Source organism: Bacillus kwashiorkori (assembly GCF_001375515.1).
Classification (GTDB): Bacteria; Bacillota; Bacilli; order Bacillales; family Caldibacillaceae; genus Bacillus_BK; species Bacillus_BK kwashiorkori.
Window position 1 is genome coordinate 1 of record NZ_CTDX01000016.1, and the last position, 17,853, is coordinate 17,853.

The window sequence follows — 17,853 nt, forward strand, 5'->3', positions numbered from 1 at the left end:
CGAGCCATTAGCTCAGTCGGTAGAGCATCTGACTTTTAATCAGAGGGTCGGAGGTTCGAGTCCTCCATGGCTCACCATTAGCGGGTGTGGCGGAATTGGCAGACGCACTAGACTTAGGATCTAGCGCCGCAAGGCGTGGGGGTTCGACTCCCTTCACCCGCATAAACTTATTTTTTGCGGAAGTAGTTCAGTGGTAGAACACCACCTTGCCAAGGTGGGGGTCGCGGGTTCGAATCCCGTCTTCCGCTCCAAAGTGTGCCGGGGTGGCGGAACAGGCAGACGCACAGGACTTAAAATCCTGCGGTAGGTGACTACCGTACCGGTTCGATTCCGGTCCTCGGCACCATTTACAAGCGCCCGTAGCTCAATTGGATAGAGCGTCTGACTACGGATCAGAAGGTTATGGGTTCGACTCCTTTCGGGCGCGCCATAGAATTAACGGGAAGTAGCTCAGCTTGGTAGAGCACATGGTTTGGGACCATGGGGTCGCAGGTTCGAATCCTGTCTTCCCGATAGTAAGTTTGGGGCCTTAGCTCAGCTGGGAGAGCGCCTGCTTTGCACGCAGGAGGTCAGCGGTTCGATCCCGCTAGGCTCCACCAATAAAAATATTATTATGGCGGCGTAGCTCAGCTGGCTAGAGCGTACGGTTCATACCCGTGAGGTCGTGGGTTCGATCCCCTCCGCCGCTATTTATTTTCCATAATAATATATTAAAATCAGTTGGACCTTTAGCTCAGCTGGTTAGAGCAGACGGCTCATAACCGTCCGGTCGTAGGTTCGAGTCCTACAAGGTCCACCATAGTATTGCGGAGGAGTACCCAAGTCTGGCTGAAGGGGTCGGTCTTGAAAACCGAGAGGCGGGTCAAACCGCGCGGGGGTTCGAATCCCTCCTCCTCCACCACATTAGCACTACACTATTTGCGTCAAGAACCCTTCATTTTATTAATAATATCGTCGCGGGGTGGAGCAGTCTGGTAGCTCGTCGGGCTCATAACCCGAAGGTCGTAGGTTCAAATCCTATCCCCGCAATATTGGTCCGGTAGTTCAGTTGGTTAGAATGCCTGCCTGTCACGCAGGAGGTCGCGGGTTCGAGTCCCGTCCGGACCGCCATTATTAACAAATTCTTTTAACTAATTTCGGCTCGGTAGCTCAGTCGGTAGAGCAAAGGACTGAAAATCCTTGTGTCGGCGGTTCGATTCCGTCCCGAGCCACCATTTATTTTAATAGCCACTTAGTCAATTATGGCGGCTATGGCGAAGTGGTGAACGCATCGGATTGTGGCTCCGACATTCGTGGGTTCGATTCCCACTAGTCGCCCCATATAAACAACATAAAATATAATGCGGGTGTAGTTACGAGCGAAGCATCTTTGAAAATACGACGAGTTGCCCCGAAGCCCCCATCACCTCTGAAAAAGCTAGAAGATGCAGGGGCATAATGGTAAAACCACAGCCACGAGCGACTCAACCGTGAATCATCTACGAGTTGCCTCGACGCATCCATCCTCTTCGAATAAGCTATCAGAGGAAGATGCATGACAAGGAAGGCTGTCCGTTCTCAAGAACAAATACTTAAAAAATAACCATAATTTTATAATGCGGGTGTAGTTTAATGGTAAAACCACAGCCACGAGCAATACATCTTTGAAAATACTACGAGTTGCCTCGACGCATCCAACATCTTCGAATAAGCTATCAGAGGAAGAGGCATGACAAGGAAGGCTATCTGCTTTCAAGAACAAATACTTAAAAAATAACCATAATTTTATAATGCGGGTGTAGTTTAATGGTAAAACCACAGCCTTCCAAGCTGTTGTCGTGGGTTCGATTCCCATCACCCGCTCCATTAACATAATGGGCCTGTAGCTCAGCTGGTTAGAGCGCACGCCTGATAAGCGTGAGGTCGATGGTTCAAGTCCATTCAGGCCCATTTCTATAAATTTATTATTCCGCAGTAGCTCAGTGGTAGAGCTATCGGCTGTTAACCGATCGGTCGCAGGTTCGAATCCTGCCTGCGGAGCCATTAATTGGAGAAGTACTCAAGTGGCTGAAGAGGACGGTTTGCTAAACCGTTAGATCGGGTTACCGGTGCGCGGGTTCGAATCCCGCCTTCTCCATACTGCGGCCCGTTGGTCAAGCGGTTAAGACACCGCCCTTTCACGGCGGTAACACGGGTTCGAATCCCGTACGGGTCATAATAATTTCGGTCTAGAGATTATTTAAAAGTTATTTACTTTTAAATAATCTCTTTTTTTTGGCTCTATACTAAAGACTCTAAACCATATGTTGGGGATAAAGGTCAATTTATGTAAGCATAAAAAAACACGCTATCTCCAATTTCTTTTATACTTGAATTGACAAAGATACAAGTTAAAAGAGGAGAAGCGTGTATATGAATAATACCATATTTTTCCCAGGTTTAGAAGATGCAATTGTTACAAAAAGAGAAGAATAAATGGAACTATTCGAAGTCTGTAGCTTACAACGAGCGTCTATATAATTGATAATTTCTTAAAATAAATAAGAGAATAGGAATGCAATAGATACTAGAATGCCAAATAAAGTATTTGTTTGAGCAGTTGCTTTCATGGCAGGCATCATTTCTAAAGGCTTTGTTTTACCAATAAATTGTTTTACAGCTTTTATTGGTTTCGGTAAGCTTATTAATACAATTAGTAACCATGGTGTTAAATCATTAAAAAGTATGAGTGCAAAAACAAATAGATAAGATACGATAAACATTGCGGCTAAAATTTTGATAGCATTGTTTCTTCCTACTAATATCGCTAAAGTTTTTCTACCATTTTCTTTATCCCCGTCCAAATCACGAATATTGTTTGATAAGTTAATGGCCCCTATTAAAATAGCGATAGGGATTGAGACAAGGATGCTAATATCAGTTATTACGCCAGTTTGAATATAAAATGAAATTAAGATTATTACTACTCCCATAAATAGTCCTGACATTAATTCACCAAAAGGAGTATAAGCGATTGGAAATGGTCCCCCTGTATATAAATACCCTACTAAAATAGAAATAGAGCCAACAAGGGCAATCCACCATGTGCTATTCATACAAATATAAATTCCTAATAATACCGCTCCAATACATAGACTAATAGCTAATGTTAATATGGTTTTCGGTTTGACACCGTCTCGGACGATTGCACCGCCGATTCCAACTGAGTGTTCATTATCAAGACCACGTTTATGATCATAGTACTCATTAAACATGTTTGTTGCTGCTTGTATGAATAAGCTTGCGGTTAACATTGCTAAAAACAACCCAACATGTAAAGATTGATTGTATTGATAGGAGATTACTGTGCCGATAAATACTGGTACAAATGCTGCTGTTAAAGTATGTGGTCTCGTTAATTGCCACCAAACTTTCCAGCCTTCATTTCTCTCAATAGGTATATGTTCAATACGGCTTGTCTCCTTTGCTTGCATTCTTGGTTGCATGAAAATCTCTCCTCAGCAGTATTTTTGAATAACTTGTGAACAGTATCTTATTTTAAGTTTATGAAATACGAAGATAGGTGTCAATGAATTAATATTTTTATCGAATATGATTTTTAGCAAGTAAGGGAAAAATTTCAAAAAGAGGTATATTGGAAATAACACATACAGCTTTTCAATGCAGTTAATTTTTTTTATTCATGGTATAATTAATTTTAGTTACATATTTGAACAAACAATATAATTAGTTAACTAGGTTTATTTTAAACTAATACTAGATTTTTAGAAGTTTTTATCGAGGTGAATAAACAATGGCTCTAGATGGACATAGTTCATTAACAATAAATAAGCTATTAGAAAATGGAATTCAAAAAGCACAGGAAAAAGATAGCAATATCTTAATAAGTATGGTAAACAAGATAAATTTTTATCCAAAAAATCCATACTTGAAAGGTCAAAAGTTTTTTTGGAAAGATAAAAGTACTAGTATATATGGTTTTGGTTTTGTAAAATGCATCAAAATCGGAGCAACAGATGATCGGTTTAAAGAAGTTTCAGATCAATGGGAGCAAATAAGAGCTAATGCCATTATTGATAACCCTTTTGAAGAACAAGCAGTAGGACCTTTGCTTTTTGGCAGCTTATCATTCGATCATGTTCACTTAGATAATCAGTTGTGGAAGAATTTCCAAAATGGTCTTTTTTATATACCCGAGTTCATGATTACAGTAACAGAAAATGGCAGTTTTTTAACAATTAATATAGTTTGTACAAATAAATCTGATCCGTTGGAGTTGACTAATCAGCTAATTGAAAAAAGAGAAAAAATTATTAATTGTATAAAAAAGCAAACCGATAACTATATTCGTCTAGAAGAAATGGAACCAAAAATTTTGGATGATCAGGCAGATAAATGGATAAATAATGTTCAAGAGGCAATTACATTATTAAATGATCATTATCTCCAAAAAGTTGTACTTGCCCGTGAAATTCGTTTAGCATTCGATAATGATATATCTAATGAACATATAATTCAAAAATTAGTATCTGAACAGCAAGATAGTTATGTATTTGCATTAGAAAGTAAAGAAGATATATTTATTGGTGCAAGTCCAGAACGTTTAGTGAAAAAAATAGGGACAAAGGTGTTTTCCTCCTGTGTCGCAGGTTCGGCAAAGAGGGGGAGTAACAAGGATGAAGATAATTTTTTAGGCGAACAATTATTAAATGACAAGAAAAATTTAGCAGAACACCAATTTGTTGTGCAAATGATTACGGATGCATTTTTTAAATACTGTGATTCAATAAAAAAGCCTAATCGACCAGATTTAATGAAAATTAGGGATATTCAACATTTATATACTCCAGTCGAAGGACGGTTAATGGATCATCATACTATTTTCGATTTAGTTAGCGAGTTACACCCAACACCAGCATTAGGAGGTACACCGAAAGAAACGGCACTATCCTTGATTCGTGATTTAGAGTTATTTGAAAGAGGTATGTACGCTGCCCCAATTGGCTGGGTGGACTATAGAGGCAATGGAGAATTCGTTGTAGGTATCCGTTCAGGACTGTTACAAGGGAAGGAAGCGTCTATTTTTGCCGGTTGTGGAATTGTAAAAGATTCTGATCCACAACTAGAATACGAAGAAACGAATATAAAATTTCGCCCAATGTTACGATTATTAGGAGGACAACTGGATGATTAATTACACACAAGCTTTAACGAGATACATTGGTGCCTTTGTAGATGAATTAGCTCAATCTGGTGTAAAAAGAGTCGTTGTTAGTCCTGGGTCACGTTCCACACCGATTGCTATGTTACTAGCTGAACATCCTGAAATTAATGTGATGATGCATATGGATGAACGATCAGCAGCTTTTTTTGCTTTAGGAATCGCCAAAACTGCCAATGAGCCAGTTGCAATCGTTTGTACTTCAGGGACAGCCGCGGCAAACTATTTTCCAGCAATTGTTGAAGCAAAATATGCAAGAGTACCATTAATTGTCATAACAGCGGATCGACCACATGAACTTAGAGATGTTGGTGCTCCTCAAGCAATTGATCAAATCGACTTATACGGTAAACATGTAAAATGGTTTATTGATTTACCTTTACCGGAAGATACACAATCAATGTTGCATTACATTCGAACAGTATGCTCAAGAGCAATTAATAGGGCAAAGCAAGCCCCATTTGGGCCAGTTCATTTGAATTTTCCGTTACGGGAACCACTTATTCCAAATATGGAAGATCCATTAAAATTTGCTCGTAATAATCGGATAAAAACAGTTCAGGTGAATAATGGGCAACTGGATTTATTAGATAGTGATTATCGAAATATTGCCGACTGTCTCCCAAAAAAAGGAGTCATTATTTGCGGTCCAATAGACAAGTATGATGAAGGATTTGCGAATGCGATTTTCGCTCTTGCGGAAAAACTTCAGTATCCAATATTGGCGGATCCTCTTTCCCAATTGCGATCAGGTATTCAATATGGCAGACAAATTATTGATGGCTATGATACATTTTTGCGTGACCGGACGGTGAGAGATTCATTAAAACCAGAGTTAATTGTAAGATTTGGTGCAATGCCTATTTCGAAGGCGTTATCATTTTATTTGAAAGAACACCAGGAAGTATCACAAATGGTTATTGATGAACGTTCAGGTTGGCGTGATCCGGTAGCAAGTGCATATAAAATGATTTATTGTAATGAAACAATTTTTTGCAATCGGCTTTATACTTATTTGAATAATTATGAAGCTGTGACCGATTGGAATGATAAATGGGTTGAACTTAATCATTTTGTGAAGAATGCTTCAAAAATAATCAATGAATCCGAGGATAGTATTAACGAAGGGAAAATATTCCATTTGCTGTCCTCTTTATTACCTGATGAAGCTACTGTAGTAATAGGTAATAGTATGCCAATAAGGGACGCAGACTCCTTTTTCCAATACACGAAGAAAAAAATAAAACTTCTTGCAAATCGAGGAGTTAACGGTATTGATGGAGTAGTGTCTACCGCATTAGGAACTAGTGTGATTGAAAAAAATACGTACTTAGTTATTGGTGATTTAAGTTTTTATCATGATTTAAATGGATTGTTGGCTGCTAAATTACATCACTTAAAACTAACGATTATCTTGATTAATAATAACGGAGGTGGTATTTTTTCACTCCTCCCACAAAAACAACATCCGAACCATTTTGAAACATTATTTGGCACACCGACAGATTTACAATATGAGTATGCGGTAAAAATGTACGATGGCACATATTTTAGTGTGGAAAATTGGCATGAATTTGCAAAAGCCATGAAAGTTTCAGAGGAAAATACCGGATTGACTGTCATAGAAGTATTTACAAATCGAGAGGAAAATGCAAATTTGCGTCGAAATTATTGGGATTATGTTTCCCAGGAAATAAGAAAACTACTTTAACTTTTTTTGTAAGGTGCGATAAAAAGTGAATGTATTGATAAATGGAATGTCATATAGTTTTAATTTGTTTGGTCCTGAAGATGGAGAACCATTACTGTTACTACATGGGTTTACAGGAACGAAAGAAAGTTGGGCTCCAATACTCCCGCAGTTAAGTTCAAAATTTCTTGTAATTACTCTTGATTTACCAGGTCATGGGCAGACAGATAGCTCGGCAAATATTAAATATTTCACTATGGAGTCTGTTGTTGAGTCCATATCAGTATTATTAACAAAATTAAAGATAGAGAAAACGAATATATTAGGTTATTCAATGGGTGGACGTGTAGCATTATCTTTCTTATGTATGCAGCCAGACCGTGTGAAAAAATGTGTTTTGGAAAGCAGTTCCCCAGGTTTGAAAACAAAAGAAGAAAGACTGCAAAGACAATGTAATGATAAAAAGTTAGCAAATTTCCTCTTGGAAAAGGGAATAGAAGAATTTGTTAATTATTGGGAGAACATCCCTCTTTTTTCAACTCAAAAATTATTAGATGAACAAACAAAGAAATATATAAGACAGGAAAGAATATCTCAAAATCCTATTGGTCTAGCAAATAGTTTAAAAGGAATGGGGACTGGGGTACAACCTTCATGGTGGGGGCATTTGTCTAAAATTACACACCCAGTTTTAATTTTAACAGGGGAAGAGGATCGAAAATTTTGTGAAATTGGTAAAGAAATGGTAAGTTTATTATCTAATGGTATATATGCAGAAATACATGATTCTGGACATGCAATTCACGTGGAAAAAAAAGAAAAATTTGTTAAAATGGTAATGGACTTTTTAAATGAATAGGATTGGAGGACAAAACATGGTAAGAGAATGGGTTAATGAGAGAAAGTATGAAGATATTTTATATGAAACATATAATGGTATCGCGAAAATCACTATAAATCGTCCCGAAGTAAGAAACGCTTTTCGACCTAAAACAGTGATGGAGCTTATTGATGCTTTCAGTTATGCTCGCGATGATTCAAAAATTGGAGTTATTGTTTTAACAGGTGCTGGAGATAAAGCATTCTGTTCTGGCGGTGATCAAAAAGTTCGTGGCCACGGTGGCTATGTAGGAGAGGACCAAGTTCCACGGCTGAATGTTTTAGATTTGCAACGATTAATTCGAGTTATTCCGAAGCCAGTTATCGCCATGGTTGCAGGATATGCCATTGGTGGAGGTCATGTGTTACATATCGTTTGTGACTTAACGATTGCCGCTGACAATGCGATTTTTGGACAAACAGGGCCAAAAGTAGGTAGTTTTGACGGTGGTTATGGAGCTGGATATTTAGCAAGAATTGTTGGACATAAAAAGGCTCGTGAAATTTGGTATTTATGTCGTCAATATAATGCACAAGAAGCATTAGAAATGGGACTGGTAAATACAGTTGTACCACTGGAACAATTGGAAGAAGAAACAGTGAAATGGTGTGAAGAAATTTTAGAGAAAAGTCCTACAGCAATCCGCTTCTTAAAAGCAGCCTTCAATGCTGATTCTGATGGACTAGCGGGAATTCAACAACTTGCTGGTGATGCTACGTTATTGTATTACACAACCGAGGAAGCGAAGGAAGGACGCGACGCATTTAAAGAGAAGCGGAAGCCTGACTTTGATCAATTCCCACGTTTCCCATAATAAGGAAAGTCTTTAAGTAATATGAGCGGGACTGTCAGAGGAGGCATTTTTCTAGACAGGCCCGCTTCTTTATGTAGGAAAATGTAAAGGAGGGGAAATTTTGCATTCCACAGAAGTTATTCCTAACTGGCTTGTAAAGCGTGCGTCGTTAACACCTAATAAAATCGCAATCGTTTTTCAAGGGCAAGTATTAACATTTCAAGAGTTATTTGTACAGGTTAAATGCACGAGTAAAAGGTTAACAACTTTAGGTATTAAAAAAGGGGATAGAGTGGCAACATTTCTTAACAATCATATTGATACGGTAATTACCCTTCACTCCCTTCAATTAATAGGCTGTACAACCATTTTATTAAATACGAGACTATCTGAGCAGGAACTACTATTTCAATTAACTGATAGTGGCGTAAAGCACCTCATTGTCGATCAAAGTATTTTTCCAATTAAAAGTAAAATTGGTGTTCAAATAATTACAAAGGCTGAACTAGAGCAGGCGGAAGAAGCAGAGTTCCCACTAGTTAGGGAGTTTACGTTAACTGACATATGTACAATATTATACACATCAGGGACTACTGGATTTCCGAAAGGTGTATGCCAATCCTATGGCAACCATTGGTGGAGCGCAATTGGATCGGCACTAAATCTGGGGCTGCACGATAATGATACGTGGCTCCTATCTGTTCCGCTTTTCCATATTAGCGGCTTTTCCATTCTAATAAGAAGTGTTATATACGGAATTCCTATTATCCTTCACGAAAAGTTCGATGAGAAAAAAATAAATGACGAACTTATTAGTGGGAGAACAACTATTATTTCTGTTGTGTCTACGATGGTTAGCCGACTACTTGAAGACCTTGAAAATCGTAACTATCATCCAAATTTCCGTTGCATGCTTTTAGGAGGGGGACCAATTTCACAAAGTTTATTAGAGAAATGTAAAGAAAAAAAGATTCCTATATTTCAAACGTACGGTATGACGGAAACTGCTTCACAAATTGTTACATTAAGTCCAGAGTACAGCATGGTGAAATTAGGGTCTGCGGGGAAACCACTGTTTCCAGCTCAATTGAAAATCATAAAAGATGGAATGGAATTGCAAGCTATGGAGATCGGCGAGATTGTTGTCAAGGGACCAAATGTAACTAGTGGTTACTATAATCGCCCAACTGCGAATAAAGAAAGCTTTACGAGCGATGGCTGGTTTTTTACTGGTGATGTTGGCTATTTAGATAAAGAAGGCTTTTTATATGTAGTTGACAGGCGTTCAGATTTAATTATTTCTGGCGGAGAGAATGTTTACCCAGCTGAAATTGAGAACGTTATCCAAAGCCATAAAGCAATTGCGGAAGCGGCTGTTACTGGTATCAATGATCAACAGTGGGGACAAGTTCCGATTGCCTTTTATGTCGTTAAAAAAGGATACCAAGTTTCAGAGGTGGAACTTATTTCGTTTTGTCAGCAAAGATTAGCTAAATACAAAATTCCTAAAAAATGGCGAGAAGTGAACGAGCTGCCTCGCAATGGTTCTAATAAAATATTGAGGAGATTGTTAAAACAGCTTGTTATTGATGAAAGGATAGACTAAATTCTAAACCGTATGTAAATTGATAAAAAACTGAGGCAGAAAGCATTTTTCACCTCAGTTTATTTGTTTAATCATTTAACGCTTTTTGTAAAGTTTCTAAGTTCTTTTCCATTAAAGAAAAATAGTCTTCCCCAGCTTGAATATCTTTTTCTGTTAATACAGAAAGGTTATGAATCGGCAAAGAAGAAATCCCTGCTTCTTTTCGAATAACATCTACTAGTCTATTATTAATATTTTGCTCTACTAATATATAGTTTAATTTTGCTTCTTTTACAGTATCAATAATTTCTTTTAACTGCTTTTGTGATGGCTCTTGAGATGTTGAAATTCCACTGACACTTAACTGATCTAAATGATACCGTTTTTCCCAATAGCCATATGCTGCATGGGAAACAATAAATTGCGAGCGTTTTTTATTATTCGATAGTTCAACATATTTTTCATGTAAAGCTTGTAAATTTTCTGCTAACTCATCGTAATTTTTCTGGAAGTACTCCTTCTGTTCAGGCATTTTTGCACTAATATTTTCAAAAATGACCTTTGCTAACTGTTTTGCATATAATGGGTCAATCCATAAATGGGGATCTATCGAACCGTGATTGTGCCCGTCATGCTCATTCTCATCATGTTCGCCATCCTGGTCATGTCCATCGTTTTCATCACCATGGTCATGTCCTTCTTGCTCATCATCGTGGTCATGTCCTTCTTGCTCGTTATCCAAATGAATTAACTCTCCTGTTGCGATTACTTTTACTCCTTCTTTTTCCATAATGGATTTGGTTTTATTGACAAATCCTTCTAAATTATAGCCAATATAGAAGAATAGATCACTGTTAGCAATGTCGATAATATCTTTCTGAGATGGCTCATAAGTATGTTCGTCTACACCAGGGGGGTAAATGGATTGAACATGAACGTATTTTCCTCCAATTTTTTCCGAAAAAGTTTGTAGCGGATAGACGGTTGTATAAATAGTTAAAATGACACTATCTTTTTTATTACTTGTTTCTTTAATGTTACAACTAGCAAGTAAAATTGTAATGGCAAAGATTATTAAAAAACTTATTCCCATTTGTAAAAACTTATGTTTATGTTTCATCCTAATTCTCCCTTCAGAAATAGTCCCTGTATAAATCGTATTGATTACGATTTATATCCCTTTTGTATATTACACGACATTAATGGTGATTGCAAGAAAAAATTTTTTTAACAGGAGTTTTGGATTTGTTGAAAACATAATTGACTAATCAATTTCTGTATTAGAATATGTACATTTTGCGGCATCTCATTCAAAATACAAAAAAAACAAATAAGCCGGACTTGCACAGCGATTGAATGCGAAGTCGGCTTAAAATTGATTATTCGAATAAAATAGTTCATTCACTAATAACGTCCCTAATTATTTGTCTTCTTTTTCGGCCATTCTAATGGTACATAGTCAATACCGCCAGGGTGTAACGGGTGACATTTTAGAATACGTTTGATTGTTAAATATCCCCCTTTTAAAGCTCCAAACCTTTCCACCGCTTCTAAACCATAACTTGAACATGTTGGGTAAAACCTACATGTAGGAGGCTTTATTGGCGATATGAATTTTTGATAAAAACGTATGAAACCTATGAAGGCTTTTTTTATCATCGTTAGTCTACTTCCTTTAGTTTGTTATTAATGATAAAGTGTATTCGTAATATTAGCTGATGTCAATAATTCTTAAATGAATATTCATCATTCTTTCACAGATTTATCCAATGTATGGAAATCGTTATGCTATTATATGGAAGTAAGGAATTTTGCTACTTAAATGTGTATCGTTTTATATTATTGTTTGCTCAATAATTCACTTACCCCTTTTTTCCATACATAATTGTAACACGAAAGGAAAAAAGTAGATAAAGAAAAGCATGATTTCCTTAACTTTAGTATAATTTGGAGGGATTACAATGATTAATAATGAGATTAAAGGAAATTTAAATGGACTTTTAGCAGACTTTACTGTCATGTATATGAAGCTCCATCATTATCATTGGTTTGTTAAAGGACCTCATTTTTTCACATTACATGAAAAATTTGAGGAATTATATAATGAGGTTACTGGTCATGTTGACGACATCGCAGAGCGTTTATTAACAGTTGGAGAAACTCCTATTTCAACATTAAAAGAATGCTTAGAAACAGCGACAACCAAAGAAGCAACAACTGTAGGAACTGAAAAGGAAATGGTCGAAGAATTATTAGCAGACTTCCGCACAATTATGGATAAATTAAATGCTGGTTTAGCACTAACTGAAAACGAGCCAGGAACAAACGATTTATTATTAGGCATCCTTACTAGCTTGGAAAAACATAGCTGGATGTTACGTGCATATATAGGTTAATGAAAAAGCTCGCCTTAACATGGCGAGCTTTTTACTAATTGATTTCATGAAGAATTTTTAGTGAAAGAAGTTAGGTTTATCAATACTTTCGGTATCTTTACTTTCTTTATTAATCATTTTTTCTTTCAACTGATTAACCATATATGTTCCAGTTATTTCAAATAACTCTTCATAACTAAGTTCAGCTAACAATAATAACATATCTTCCCGAGAAAGTTCTTGCAGTATTGCTCCGACTAGTAAATCAATATCTTCTTCATCTGCTGTTAGCCGATCCTTATAATAATTATACACATCATCGATGAATTTCATTGTCAGTCCTCCTATATTTGTTGGAGCATTCATTATTACAGACTATTTTCCCTGCTAATGAAAAATTAAACATGATTTTTGAATTACAAAAGGTTGCTCCTATTATAGTGAGCAACCTTTTGAAAATTATTAAAGTGCTATTTCATTTATTAATTGTTTTTAGCTTCCAAAATCATATTCAACAGCAGCATCTAATACTTCTTTTGGAACAATAATTTGATCAATTTTATCAAAATTTGATAGCTTCATCGTCGAAGTTTGACTTGTTGTTAATGTTTCTCCTTCCATAGTAAAACTCATATCTAAATCAATTTTCATATTCTCAGGATAAAAAGTATTTTTATTTATATAGATTTCATATTGTAATTTTTCAATTATGAAACATATCTAAAATATCTAATTCACCAAGAACTGCTGTTTCTGAAATAGGTGCTAATTCTTTCATAATATCTTTAAATTTATCACCAGCTGCATTTAAATGAAGAATATAGTGATTGTCGTTCTGTTCGAATGTAAAATCTTTAATAAACTGTTGCAGAACTTTCAGTTGTTCATTAATGTCTAGTTGATTAGTAGGCATTTGACTTATCTCTTCGTACATTTCATTTGGCATTTTGATCCATTCATTAGATTCTGGTGCAAAGAAATATACTCCGTCTTGCGTTAAATAGAGTTCCACTTCTGTTTCAGGTGTTACTTCCATCCCTTCCATTCTAATTGTTTGATGCATGGAAAGCGGATCAATTAAAACGTCTGCATCCGTATTCATTGTAATTGAGATCGGTTCACTATCTGCACCAAATTGCATCTTTTGTAACATATCCATATTTAACGTTACACTTTTTAAGTTACTTGTTGCCGTTAATGACTTTTCATACACTTGTTCTAATGTCAATGAACTATTTCCACTAACTTTTCCATCGCCCGTTGGTTTTGCAGTAGTTCCGCAAGCAGAAATAAATAAAAGAACTATACCTATGAATAAAATTTGAATCCATTTTTTCATCGATTTTCACACTCCTAATTTTTTCGTATCGACAGTTATTGTACGATATAATTGCTGTAAAAGGTTCAATTTTATAGAAAATCCTACTTAATACCTAGATTAGAAGTAATCGGATGTCAAAAATATGCTAAAATAACATTACGAATATAAAGGAGTGAAAACTTTGGAAATTTTTTTAGATAAAAATGGACAAAAGGTGCAATTATCATTCCAAAAAAATAAATTTCCACTAAGGTCCATTCATGTTTTAGTGATATGTAGTTATCTTGATAAATGGGTATTAACAAAGCATAAAGTAAGGGGCTTGGAATTTCCAGGTGGTAAAGTTGAAAAAGGAGAAACGTTGGAAGAAGCGGCAAGACGGGAAGTACTAGAGGAAACTGGTGGAATCATCGAAGAAATTCGATTTGTTGCGGAATATTTAGTAGAGGCTAAGGATAATCCATTTGTTAAATCTGTTTTTTATGCAAAAATACAAAAATTTGACGGAAATCAAACATACTTTTTTGAAACAGATGGACCTGTCTTAAAGTCGAAGGAGCTCCTCCAAGAAAGATTGAGTAAAGAGTATAGTTTTATCATGCAAGATGAAGTAATACCTAGTTGTTTGAACTTCATTGAAAGGCATTTACTATAAATATCGATATAAAAAAAGATGTCCCTAAAAAATAAATTAAAGGGACAGTTTCTTGCTAGCTTAATGTCTGATTAATTTTTTCTCTACTAATTCGACTAATTTATACATAATAGTCGCAAATATGGCAATTATTAGTAAAGATAACATAACGAGGGTAAAATTAAATACTTGGAAACCGTAAATAATTAAATATCCTAAACCTTGTTTAGATACGAGAAATTCTCCGACAATGACACCGACCCAGGATAGACCGACATTAACTTTTAATGTCGAAATAATAGTTGGAAAAGAGGAAGGCAAAATCGCTTCTTTAAAAATTTGTGATCTTGTGGCACCGAATGTTTGCAGTACTTTTACATAATTAGGATCGACTTCACGGAAAGATGTATATACGACAATTGTTGTAATGATGATAGAAATGATAGCTCCCATTGCAATAATGGAAGTCATTTTTGGCCCGAGTGCAACGATTAAAATTGGCCCGAGTGCAACTTTTGGCATGGCATTTAAAATTACTAAATAAGGATCTAATATTTTGGAAAGCAGCGGTGACCACCAAAGCATTGCAGCAAGAAGTGTTCCAAGCACAGTTCCTAGGATAAATCCAAGCACCGTTTCAAACAAGGTAGTCGTAATATGAGTAATGAGCGAACCATCAACGATATTTTCCCAAAATAAACTCGATACTTTTGATGGTGAGCTGAATATTAATGGATTCACCCATTTAAGTTGACTGGCTAGTTCCCAAGCAGCGAAAAATAATAGAAAGATGAAAAGTTGGAAAAAGATGACGATGCGTTTTTCTCGAATCATTGATTGTTTATATTTGGAGTGTAATAGATCAATATCAATTTTCTGTTTCAAAACTTTCCAACTCCTTCCATATTTGTTGGAAATATTCATTGTAATTCGGATGGTTTCTTGCTTCAAATGGTGTCAGTTGTTTCAACTCATCTGGAATCGTAAAAACTTTAAAAATCGTTCCCGGGCCTTTAGACATGAGAATAATTCGATCGCTCATTGCAATTGCCTCGCCAATATCATGTGTGACAAGTAACGCGGTTTTTTTATATTGTTTTAAAATTTCAAAGACGAGATCTTCTAATTTTAACTTAGTCTGATAATCTAAAGCCGAAAATGGTTCATCTAAAAGAAGTAATTTCGGATTAGTAGCAAGTGTCCTTACTAATGCTACTCGCTGTCGCATTCCCCCGGACAACTGGGTTGGAAACTGTTCTTCAACTCCTGACAAGCCAATTTCGGCTAACAATTGCAAAGACTGGGTTGTTTTTTCTGCTGTTAACTTTCCGTTTATTTTTAATCCTAATAAAATATTTTCTTTTATTGTTTTCCAAGGAAATAAATAATCTTGTTGCAACATGTAGCCGATTTGTTTCTTATTCTCTTGTACTGTTTCCCCTTCTATAACAACCTTCCCGACTGTTGGGCTAATTAAGCCAGCAATAATAGAAAGTAGTGTTGATTTACCGCAACCACTTGGACCAATTAATGAAACAAATTCTCCCTCTTCAATAGAGAGGGAAATATCCATGAGTGCCGTCGTTTTTGAATTTTTTGAGAAATAAAGATGGGTAACATCATTAACCGATAAAATGCTCATGTACGGCCTCCTTAAATTTATAATGAAAAATACTATACTAAAAAAGTATTTATATAGTAGAAACTCGGAAAAAAGTAATTGAAGCAGGAATGAATATTATTTCATAATTTTTTCTGCAATCTCTATATTAACTAATGTTCCATGGTCTACCCGTTCTGGTAATTCACCAGCTTCTTCCATAATATCTTGTAAATTCTTCCACTCTTCTTCATCTAATAAAGGATTCTCAGCAAACGATTTTTGTCCTTTATAACGTTCCACAACCATTTCAATTATTTCTAATTCAGTGTCTTCAAAGTAAGGCTGGATTATTTTTGCAACTTCTTGTGCTGGCTGGTCATACACCCATTGTTGTGCTTTATAAACTGCACGTGTGAAACGTTCCACTAAATCTTGATTATCGTTAATAAAACTTTCTTTCGCCATAAAAGTTGTATATGGAACATGGCCGCTTTCAGTTCCGAAAGAAGCAACAATATAACCTATTCCTTCTTGTTCAAACATGCTCGCTTGCGGTTCAAATAATTGGACAAAATCTCCTGTGCCCGATGCAAATGCATTAGCGATATTTGCAAAATCTATATTTTGTAATAACTCTAAGTCGTTATGAGGATCGATACCGTGTTTTTTTAAGACGAACTCACCAACCATTTGTGGCATACCACCCTTCCTTTGACCTAAAAAAGTGGAATCTTTCAACATCTCCCATGTAAAGTTGTCAAGCTTTTCTCGAGAAACAAGAAATGTTCCATCTGTTTGAGTTACTTGGGCAAAATTAATAACTGGATCGTCACTGCCTTGTGTATAAACATAAATGCTAGTTTCTGAACCAACTAAAGCAATATCAGCACCATCTGATATTAACGCTGTCATCGTCTTATCTCCACCCCAAGTAGTTTGTAATTTAATTTCTATACCCTCTTCTTCAAAAAAACCTTTTTCAATAGCTACATATTGTGGTGCATAAAAGATGGAACGGGTAACTTCAGCAATCCGAATTGTATCCTTGTCATGTTTGCCACAAGAACTTAACGACAAAAGCATCATAATACTTATAAAAACGACACATAACTTAATGAATTTTTTCATAAATTATCCTCCCCAAATTAATTCAGCAAAATAAAAAAAGACTTTCCAAGTTACTTCAACTTAACTGACAAACTAGCACGAAGGAAAAATGAACAGTCCTAATAAATGACTTTGTTGTACATGTCGATAATAAGATTTTGTAAGCAAGGAAATAAATGAGTAAACTGGTTAAATGTATTTGATACATTATTCTATGTAAAGAGATAAAAATGTGTGTATGCCTAGAACAACAAGACATTAATTATATTTAAAAATAATAAAACAAATCGCTGACTTCATATGAAGCCTGTCAAACAGGTTTCATAAAACTAATAATTAGCATTGTTTTGTTAATAAAAAATTTCTGAAAAAAATTAGGACAAAGTACTTGAATTATCTATATTTAGATAGTATTCTATTAATAATATAAAAAGTAAGTATTAGTTAATTCAACTTTATCAGAATAACAATGTATATTAACAAAATTTTTTTTATAGGAAAATAATAAAAAAGTCTTGCAATTGTAATGTAACTGTAATATTATTTAATCTAAATACATGGCAGATAAAATTAAATAATCAAATAATATCCGGACCCAGCAATATGGAAAAGAATTTATTCTTAAATTCCATAAGTACATAAAAAAAGTAGATTTATTGAAACTT

General features: G+C 35.6%; 17 protein-coding genes and 19 tRNA genes. 26 read left to right on the forward strand and 10 right to left on the reverse strand.

What is annotated here, in order from left to right; genetic code table 11:
* Position 1 precedes the first annotated feature (1 nt).
* The 14 genes from BN1242_RS09155 to BN1242_RS09220 all read left to right on the forward strand — a co-directional run bounded on the left by BN1242_RS09155 (position 2) and on the right by BN1242_RS09220 (position 1,320).
* Positions 2–77 (forward strand) — tRNA-Lys (locus tag BN1242_RS09155).
* Between the two features lie 3 nt (positions 78–80).
* A tRNA-Leu gene (locus BN1242_RS09160) sits at positions 81–162 on the forward strand.
* A gap of 14 nt (positions 163–176) precedes the next feature.
* A tRNA-Gly gene (locus BN1242_RS09165) sits at positions 177–251 on the forward strand.
* 6 nt (positions 252–257) lie between these two features.
* Positions 258–346, forward strand: a tRNA-Leu gene (locus BN1242_RS09170).
* A 7-nt stretch (positions 347–353) separates the two neighbouring features.
* A tRNA-Arg gene (locus BN1242_RS09175) sits at positions 354–430 on the forward strand.
* 9 nt (positions 431–439) lie between these two features.
* Positions 440–513: transfer RNA gene (locus tag BN1242_RS09180), tRNA-Pro, on the forward strand.
* 10 nt (positions 514–523) lie between these two features.
* Positions 524–599: transfer RNA gene (locus BN1242_RS09185), tRNA-Ala, on the forward strand.
* Between the two features lie 16 nt (positions 600–615).
* Positions 616–689: transfer RNA gene (locus BN1242_RS09190), tRNA-Met, on the forward strand.
* Positions 690–722: 33 nt separating this feature from the next.
* Positions 723–799: transfer RNA gene (locus tag BN1242_RS09195), tRNA-Ile, on the forward strand.
* Positions 800–808: 9 nt separating this feature from the next.
* Positions 809–901: transfer RNA gene (locus BN1242_RS09200), tRNA-Ser, on the forward strand.
* A 54-nt stretch (positions 902–955) separates the two neighbouring features.
* Positions 956–1,029 (forward strand) — tRNA-Met (locus BN1242_RS09205).
* Positions 1,030–1,033: 4 nt separating this feature from the next.
* A tRNA-Asp gene (locus BN1242_RS09210) sits at positions 1,034–1,110 on the forward strand.
* A gap of 28 nt (positions 1,111–1,138) precedes the next feature.
* Positions 1,139–1,214, forward strand: a tRNA-Phe gene (locus BN1242_RS09215).
* Between the two features lie 30 nt (positions 1,215–1,244).
* A tRNA-His gene (locus BN1242_RS09220) sits at positions 1,245–1,320 on the forward strand.
* Here BN1242_RS09220 and BN1242_RS13660 read toward each other — a convergent pair.
* Positions 1,309–1,503: a hypothetical protein gene (locus BN1242_RS13660; RefSeq protein ID WP_158661064.1), complete on the reverse strand. Its 195-nt coding sequence runs from the start codon at positions 1,501–1,503 to the stop codon at positions 1,309–1,311. The two genes, BN1242_RS09220 and BN1242_RS13660, sit on opposite strands and share 12 nt — an antisense overlap.
* A gap of 268 nt (positions 1,504–1,771) precedes the next feature.
* On the opposite strand from BN1242_RS13660, the gene BN1242_RS09225 reads away from it, so the two are divergent.
* The 5 genes from BN1242_RS09225 (at position 1,772) to BN1242_RS09245 (ending at position 2,194) form a co-directional block, all read left to right on the forward strand.
* Positions 1,772–1,845, forward strand: a tRNA-Gly gene (locus tag BN1242_RS09225).
* 10 nt (positions 1,846–1,855) lie between these two features.
* Positions 1,856–1,929, forward strand: a tRNA-Ile gene (locus tag BN1242_RS09230).
* Between the two features lie 18 nt (positions 1,930–1,947).
* Positions 1,948–2,022: transfer RNA gene (locus BN1242_RS09235), tRNA-Asn, on the forward strand.
* Positions 2,023–2,028: 6 nt separating this feature from the next.
* Positions 2,029–2,116: transfer RNA gene (locus tag BN1242_RS09240), tRNA-Ser, on the forward strand.
* A gap of 6 nt (positions 2,117–2,122) precedes the next feature.
* Positions 2,123–2,194: transfer RNA gene (locus BN1242_RS09245), tRNA-Glu, on the forward strand.
* 316 nt (positions 2,195–2,510) lie between these two features.
* Here BN1242_RS09245 and BN1242_RS09250 read toward each other — a convergent pair.
* A complete protein-coding gene (locus BN1242_RS09250) occupies positions 2,511–3,464 on the reverse strand; it encodes a 1,4-dihydroxy-2-naphthoate polyprenyltransferase (RefSeq protein WP_062354770.1) in 954 nt (317 codons plus the stop codon).
* Between the two features lie 308 nt (positions 3,465–3,772).
* Between BN1242_RS09250 and BN1242_RS09255 the strand changes: the two genes are divergently transcribed.
* The 5 genes from BN1242_RS09255 (at position 3,773) to BN1242_RS09275 (ending at position 10,169) form a co-directional block, all read left to right on the forward strand.
* Positions 3,773–5,173 carry an isochorismate synthase gene (locus BN1242_RS09255; protein WP_062354774.1) on the forward strand — a complete coding sequence of 467 codons (1,401 nt, stop codon included), beginning with the start codon at positions 3,773–3,775 and terminating at the stop codon, positions 5,171–5,173.
* Positions 5,166–6,911 carry a 2-succinyl-5-enolpyruvyl-6-hydroxy-3-cyclohexene-1-carboxylic-acid synthase gene (menD, locus tag BN1242_RS09260; RefSeq protein WP_238985127.1) on the forward strand — a complete coding sequence of 582 codons (1,746 nt, stop codon included), beginning with the start codon at positions 5,166–5,168 and terminating at the stop codon, positions 6,909–6,911. Before BN1242_RS09255 ends, menD begins: the two co-directional genes overlap by 8 nt.
* A 25-nt stretch (positions 6,912–6,936) precedes the next feature.
* On the forward strand, positions 6,937–7,749 hold the full coding sequence (menH, locus tag BN1242_RS09265) for a 2-succinyl-6-hydroxy-2,4-cyclohexadiene-1-carboxylate synthase (protein ID WP_087941745.1): 813 nt from the start codon (positions 6,937–6,939) through the stop codon (positions 7,747–7,749).
* A gap of 16 nt (positions 7,750–7,765) precedes the next feature.
* Positions 7,766–8,584 carry a 1,4-dihydroxy-2-naphthoyl-CoA synthase gene (menB, locus tag BN1242_RS09270; protein ID WP_062354778.1) on the forward strand — a complete coding sequence of 273 codons (819 nt, stop codon included), beginning with the start codon at positions 7,766–7,768 and terminating at the stop codon, positions 8,582–8,584.
* A gap of 100 nt (positions 8,585–8,684) precedes the next feature.
* Entirely contained in the window at positions 8,685–10,169 is a 1,485-nt protein-coding gene (locus tag BN1242_RS09275; RefSeq protein ID WP_062354780.1) for an o-succinylbenzoate--CoA ligase, read from the forward strand.
* A 67-nt stretch (positions 10,170–10,236) separates the two neighbouring features.
* Here the strand turns inward: BN1242_RS09275 and BN1242_RS09280 are convergent, their stop codons facing one another.
* Together BN1242_RS09280 and yidD are read right to left on the reverse strand one after the other, a co-directional pair.
* Positions 10,237–11,268, reverse strand: coding sequence for a metal ABC transporter solute-binding protein, Zn/Mn family (locus tag BN1242_RS09280; RefSeq protein WP_062354783.1), 1,032 nt, complete (start codon positions 11,266–11,268; stop codon positions 10,237–10,239).
* Positions 11,269–11,564: 296 nt separating this feature from the next.
* Entirely contained in the window at positions 11,565–11,804 is a 240-nt protein-coding gene (yidD, locus tag BN1242_RS09285) for a membrane protein insertion efficiency factor YidD (RefSeq protein ID WP_420806030.1), read from the reverse strand.
* Positions 11,805–12,109: 305 nt separating this feature from the next.
* Here yidD and BN1242_RS09290 point away from each other — a divergent pair, with 305 nt between their 5' ends.
* Positions 12,110–12,544 (forward strand): Dps family protein, encoded by a 435-nt coding sequence (locus tag BN1242_RS09290; protein WP_087941746.1) that lies wholly within the window; start codon positions 12,110–12,112, stop codon positions 12,542–12,544.
* A 57-nt stretch (positions 12,545–12,601) separates the two neighbouring features.
* On the opposite strand, the gene BN1242_RS09295 is transcribed toward BN1242_RS09290, so the two are convergent.
* From BN1242_RS09295 to BN1242_RS09300, 3 genes are all read right to left on the reverse strand, one after another.
* Positions 12,602–12,856 (reverse strand): DUF6154 family protein, encoded by a 255-nt coding sequence (locus BN1242_RS09295; protein ID WP_062354793.1) that lies wholly within the window; start codon positions 12,854–12,856, stop codon positions 12,602–12,604.
* 159 nt (positions 12,857–13,015) lie between these two features.
* Positions 13,016–13,174, reverse strand: coding sequence for a DUF6612 family protein (locus tag BN1242_RS13850; protein ID WP_338022896.1), 159 nt, complete (start codon positions 13,172–13,174; stop codon positions 13,016–13,018).
* Positions 13,175–13,226: 52 nt separating this feature from the next.
* The gene (locus tag BN1242_RS09300; RefSeq protein ID WP_062354796.1) at positions 13,227–13,862 is read right to left on the reverse strand and encodes a DUF6612 family protein; all 636 of its coding nucleotides are present in this window, start codon (positions 13,860–13,862) and stop codon (positions 13,227–13,229) included.
* A 163-nt stretch (positions 13,863–14,025) separates the two neighbouring features.
* On the opposite strand from BN1242_RS09300, the gene ytkD reads away from it, so the two are divergent.
* Positions 14,026–14,499 (forward strand): RNA deprotection pyrophosphohydrolase, encoded by a 474-nt coding sequence (gene ytkD / locus BN1242_RS09305; protein ID WP_062354800.1) that lies wholly within the window; start codon positions 14,026–14,028, stop codon positions 14,497–14,499.
* 60 nt (positions 14,500–14,559) lie between these two features.
* On the opposite strand, the gene BN1242_RS09310 is transcribed toward ytkD, so the two are convergent.
* The 3 genes from BN1242_RS09310 to BN1242_RS09320 all read right to left on the reverse strand — a co-directional run bounded on the left by BN1242_RS09310 (position 14,560) and on the right by BN1242_RS09320 (position 17,209).
* A complete protein-coding gene (locus BN1242_RS09310) occupies positions 14,560–15,312 on the reverse strand; it encodes an ABC transporter permease (RefSeq protein WP_420806031.1) in 753 nt (250 codons plus the stop codon).
* 34 nt (positions 15,313–15,346) lie between these two features.
* Positions 15,347–16,120 (reverse strand): ABC transporter ATP-binding protein, encoded by a 774-nt coding sequence (locus BN1242_RS09315; protein ID WP_062354806.1) that lies wholly within the window; start codon positions 16,118–16,120, stop codon positions 15,347–15,349.
* Positions 16,121–16,216: 96 nt separating this feature from the next.
* A complete protein-coding gene (locus tag BN1242_RS09320; protein WP_062354810.1) occupies positions 16,217–17,209 on the reverse strand; it encodes an ABC transporter substrate-binding protein in 993 nt (330 codons plus the stop codon).
* Positions 17,210–17,853: the final 644 nt, after the last annotated feature.